2 tRNA genes and 3 rRNA genes are annotated in these 5,367 nt (G+C 53.4%); all 5 read right to left on the bottom strand.

Annotated elements, in window-relative coordinates:
* Positions 1-52: 52 nt before the first annotated feature.
* The 5 genes from rrf to NCR39_RS29435 all read right to left on the bottom strand — a co-directional run bounded on the left by rrf (position 53) and on the right by NCR39_RS29435 (position 5,245).
* A 5S ribosomal RNA gene (gene rrf, locus NCR39_RS29455) occupies positions 53-166 on the bottom strand.
* A gap of 125 nt (positions 167-291) precedes the next feature.
* Positions 292-3,173, bottom strand: a 23S ribosomal RNA gene (locus NCR39_RS29450).
* 280 nt (positions 3,174-3,453) lie between these two features.
* Positions 3,454-3,529 (bottom strand) — tRNA-Ala (locus tag NCR39_RS29445).
* A gap of 47 nt (positions 3,530-3,576) precedes the next feature.
* Positions 3,577-3,653, bottom strand: a tRNA-Ile gene (locus NCR39_RS29440).
* Between the two features lie 61 nt (positions 3,654-3,714).
* Positions 3,715-5,245, bottom strand: a 16S ribosomal RNA gene (locus NCR39_RS29435).
* The 16S, 23S and 5S rRNA genes sit together here with 2 tRNA genes alongside, the layout of an rRNA operon.
* Between the last annotated feature and the right edge of the window lie 122 nt (positions 5,246-5,367).

Below are 5,367 nucleotides of genomic sequence, written 5' to 3'. Positions count from 1 at the left end.
AACGCAAAAACCCCACCTTTTCGGGGTGGGGTTTTTGTTTGCGGCATGAGGAGCCTGACGATTACCTACTTTCACACGGGCAATCCGCACTATCATCGGCGTGGAGTCGTTTCACGGTCCTGTTCGGGATGGGAAGGGGTGGGACCGACTCGCTATGGTCATCAGGCATGACTTGTTGTTGTGTCGCGTTGGGGGCGGCACAACCAATCTGGGAAGAAGTAGTTTTGGGTAGTGACTGTCTTTGGGCACAGTCGCGTGACTCAACCGATGGAGCACAAACACACCGGTTATAGGATCAAGCCTTACGGGCAATTAGTATCAGTTAGCTCAATGCATTACTGCACTTACACACCTGACCTATCAACGTCCTGGTCTGGAACGACCCTTCAAGGGGCTCGAAGCCCCGGGGATATCTCATCTTAAGGCGAGTTTCCCGCTTAGATGCTTTCAGCGGTTATCTCTTCCGAACATAGCTACCCGGCGATGCCACTGGCGTGACAACCGGTACACCAGAGGTTCGTCCACTCCGGTCCTCTCGTACTAGGAGCAGCCCCCTTCAAATATCCAACGCCCACGGCAGATAGGGACCAAACTGTCTCACGACGTTTTAAACCCAGCTCACGTACCTCTTTAAATGGCGAACAGCCATACCCTTGGGACCGGCTACAGCCCCAGGATGAGATGAGCCGACATCGAGGTGCCAAACACCGCCGTCGATATGAACTCTTGGGCGGTATCAGCCTGTTATCCCCAGAGTACCTTTTATCCGTTGAGCGATGGCCCTTCCATACAGAACCACCGGATCACTATGACCTGCTTTCGCACCTGCTCGACTTGTCGGTCTCGCAGTTAAGCACGCTTATGCCATTGCACTATCAGCACGATTTCCGACCGTACCTAGCGTACCTTCGTACTCCTCCGTTACACTTTGGGAGGAGACCGCCCCAGTCAAACTGCCTACCATGCACTGTCCCCGATCCGGATCACGGACCAAGGTTAGAACCTCAAACAAACCAGGGTGGTATTTCAAGGACGGCTCCACCAAGACTAGCGTCCTGGCTTCATAGCCTCCCACCTATCCTACACAGATCGGTTCAAAGTCCAATGCAAAGCTACAGTAAAGGTTCATGGGGTCTTTCCGTCTAGCCGCGGGGAGATTGCATCATCACAAACACTTCAACTTCGCTGAGTCTCGGGAGGAGACAGTGTGGCCATCGTTACGCCATTCGTGCAGGTCGGAACTTACCCGACAAGGAATTTCGCTACCTTAGGACCGTTATAGTTACGGCCGCCGTTTACCGGGACTTCAATCAAGAGCTTGCACCCCATCATTTAATCTTCCGGCACCGGGCAGGCGTCACACCCTATACGTCCACTTTCGTGTTTGCAGAGTGCTGTGTTTTTATTAAACAGTCGCAGCCACCAGTTTATTGCAACCTCTTCACCCTCCTGGCGCAGGCCAGTCAAGCTACAGAGGCGTACCTTATCCCGAAGTTACGGTACCAATTTGCCGAGTTCCTTCTCCCGAGTTCTCTCAAGCGCCTTAGAATACTCATCTCGCCCACCTGTGTCGGTTTGCGGTACGGTCATCGTTAGACTGAAGCTTAGAGGCTTTTCTTGGAACCACTTCCAATTGCTTCGTGACCGAAGTCACTCGCGCCACACCCTTGAATCCTGTGCCCGGATTTGCCTGAGCACCTTCTCCAATGCAGCGACCGGGACGTCCAACACCCGGACAACCTTCCGCGATCCGTCCCCCCATCGCATCTAACAATGGTGCAGGAATATTGACCTGCTTCCCATCAGCTACGCATTTCTGCCTCGCCTTAGGGGCCGACTCACCCTACGCCGATGAACGTTGCGTAGGAAACCTTGGGCTTACGGCGAGGGGGCTTTTCACCCCCTTTATCGCTACTCATGTCAGCATTCGCACTTCCGATACCTCCAGCACGCTTTTCAACGCACCTTCGCAGGCTTACGGAACGCTCTCCTACCATGCGAGTAAAACTCGCATCCGCAGCTTCGGTGACTGGCTTGAGCCCCGTTACATCTTCCGCGCAGGACGACTCGATCAGTGAGCTATTACGCTTTCTTTAAAGGGTGGCTGCTTCTAAGCCAACCTCCTGACTGTTTTAGCCTTCCCACTTCGTTTCCCACTTAGCCAATCTTTGGGACCTTAGCTGGCGGTCTGGGTTGTTTCCCTCTTGACACCGGACGTTAGCACCCGATGTCTGTCTCCCGTGATTGCACTCTTCGGTATTCGGAGTTTGCTATGGCGTAGTAATCCGCAATGGACCCCACAACCATGACAGTGCTCTACCCCCGAAGGTGATACACGAGGCACTACCTAAATAGTTTTCGGAGAGAACCAGCTATTTCCAAGTTTGTTTAGCCTTTCACCCCTATCCACAGCTCATCCCCTAACTTTTCAACGTTAGTGGGTTCGGTCCTCCAGTACGTGTTACCGCACCTTCAACCTGGCCATGGATAGATCACTTGGTTTCGGGTCTACGCCCAGCAACTGATCGCCCTATTCGGACTCGCTTTCGCTACGCCTGCCTTAATCAGTTAAGCTCGCTACTGAACGTAAGTCGCTGACCCATTATACAAAAGGTACGCCGTCACCCCTTACGAGGCTCCGACTGTTTGTATGCATGCGGTTTCAGGATCTATTTCACTCCCCTCCCGGGGTTCTTTTCGCCTTTCCCTCACGGTACTGGTTCACTATCGGTCGATCACGAGTATTTAGCCTTGGAGGATGGTCCCCCCATCTTCAGACAGGATTTCACGTGTCCCGCCCTACTTGTCGTACCCCTAGTTCTTCCACGCTGTTTTCGCTTACAGGGCTATCACCTGCTATGGCCGCACTTTCCAGAGCGTTCAGCTAACAACACAGATAAAGAGTACAGGCTGATCCCATTTCGCTCGCCACTACTTTGGGAATCTCGGTTGATTTCTTTTCCTGCGGTTACTTAGATGTTTCAGTTCACCGCGTTCGCTTCACTGGAGCTATGTATTCACTCCAGGATGACCCATACGGGCCGGGTTTCCCCATTCGGACATCTTCGGATCAATGCTCGTTTGCCAGCTCCCCGAAGCTTTTCGCAGGCTACCGCGTCCTTCATCGCCTGTGATCGCCAAGGCATCCACCACATGCACTTGTTCGCTTGACCCTATAACGAGTGTGTCTGTCGACACCTCCGTCATAGGCTGAGTATTCGCGTTGTGCCGTATTCCAAAGCAATCTTTCGATTACCTTTTCATACTCGATACAATCACTACCCTGAATCTTCTACTCACACCCATCTCTAAGTGCTTTCAAGATTCTCTTTACTACTTCTTCCAGATTGTTAAAGAACGTTTAGCCGACAAGCGCACTTCCCTGCTTGCGACATCAACTGGCTTTCAATCGCCAATGCGCAGCGCTCATTCCGAACGCTGTGCATTGAGGATTGGTGGAGGATGACGGGATCGAACCGACGACCCCCTGCTTGCAAAGCAGGTGCTCTCCCAGCTGAGCTAATCCCCCATGTAAGGCCTGACTTCGAGTCTGTCTCTCATCAGCACGCCTTCGGGTGGTGGGTCTGGTTGGATTCGAACCAACGACCCCCGCCTTATCAAGACGGTGCTCTAACCGACTGAGCTACAGACCCTTAGCCTGTCTTTCTGACAGCCGATAAGCGTGAGCGCTTAATCTTGTGTGCGAAGCTCGAGAAAGGAGGTGATCCAGCCGCACCTTCCGATACGGCTACCTTGTTACGACTTCACCCCAGTCATGAATCCTACCGTGGTGACCGTCCTCCTTGCGGTTAGACTAGCCACTTCTGGTAAAACCCACTCCCATGGTGTGACGGGCGGTGTGTACAAGACCCGGGAACGTATTCACCGCGGCATGCTGATCCGCGATTACTAGCGATTCCAGCTTCACGCAGTCGAGTTGCAGACTGCGATCCGGACTACGATCGGTTTTCTGGGATTGGCTCCACCTCGCGGCTTGGCAACCCTCTGTTCCGACCATTGTATGACGTGTGAAGCCCTACCCATAAGGGCCATGAGGACTTGACGTCATCCCCACCTTCCTCCGGTTTGTCACCGGCAGTCTCCTTAGAGTGCTCTTGCGTAGCAACTAAGGACAAGGGTTGCGCTCGTTGCGGGACTTAACCCAACATCTCACGACACGAGCTGACGACAGCCATGCAGCACCTGTGCGCCGGTTCTCTTTCGAGCACTCCCGCCTCTCAGCAGGATTCCGACCATGTCAAGGGTAGGTAAGGTTTTTCGCGTTGCATCGAATTAATCCACATCATCCACCGCTTGTGCGGGTCCCCGTCAATTCCTTTGAGTTTTAATCTTGCGACCGTACTCCCCAGGCGGTCAACTTCACGCGTTAGCTACGTTACTAAGGAAATGAATCCCCAACAACTAGTTGACATCGTTTAGGGCGTGGACTACCAGGGTATCTAATCCTGTTTGCTCCCCACGCTTTCGTGCATGAGCGTCAGTGTTGGCCCAGGAGGCTGCCTTCGCCATCGGTATTCCTCCACATCTCTACGCATTTCACTGCTACACGTGGAATTCTACCTCCCTCTGCCACACTCTAGCCTGCCAGTCACCAATGCAGTTCCCAGGTTAAGCCCGGGGATTTCACATCGGTCTTAACAGACCGCCTGCGCACGCTTTACGCCCAGTAATTCCGATTAACGCTCGCACCCTACGTATTACCGCGGCTGCTGGCACGTAGTTAGCCGGTGCTTATTCTTCCGGTACCGTCATCCCACCACCATATTAGGGCGGCGGTTTTCTTTCCGGACAAAAGTGCTTTACAACCCGAAGGCCTTCTTCACACACGCGGCATTGCTGGATCAGGGTTGCCCCCATTGTCCAAAATTCCCCACTGCTGCCTCCCGTAGGAGTCTGGGCCGTGTCTCAGTCCCAGTGTGGCTGGTCGTCCTCTCAGACCAGCTACAGATCGTCGCCTTGGTAGGCCTTTACCCCACCAACTAGCTAATCTGCCATCGGCCGCCCCTGCAGCGCGAGGTCCGAAGATCCCCCGCTTTCCTCCGTAGATCGTATGCGGTATTAATCCGGCTTTCGCCGGGCTATCCCCCACTACAGGACACGTTCCGATGTATTACTCACCCGTTCGCCACTCGCCACCAGGGTTGCCCCCGTGCTGCCGTTCGACTTGCATGTGTAAGGCATGCCGCCAGCGTTCAATCTGAGCCAGGATCAAACTCTTCAGTTCAAACCCTGTTACTGTTTTCGGTTCCGTTAGAAACCGGTCGCTCACTCAACGTACTGACGATGATTATTGTCCTAAGACAAAAACCTTCCTCTTAATACTTCGTGTGAGACTCTTGATTACTT

Source organism: Caballeronia sp. ATUFL_M2_KS44 (assembly GCF_023630965.1).
GTDB lineage: Bacteria > Pseudomonadota > Gammaproteobacteria > Burkholderiales > Burkholderiaceae > Caballeronia > Caballeronia concitans.
Note: the sequence above shows the minus strand (reverse complement) of the source record. Positions and strands in the feature narration are given on the sequence as shown.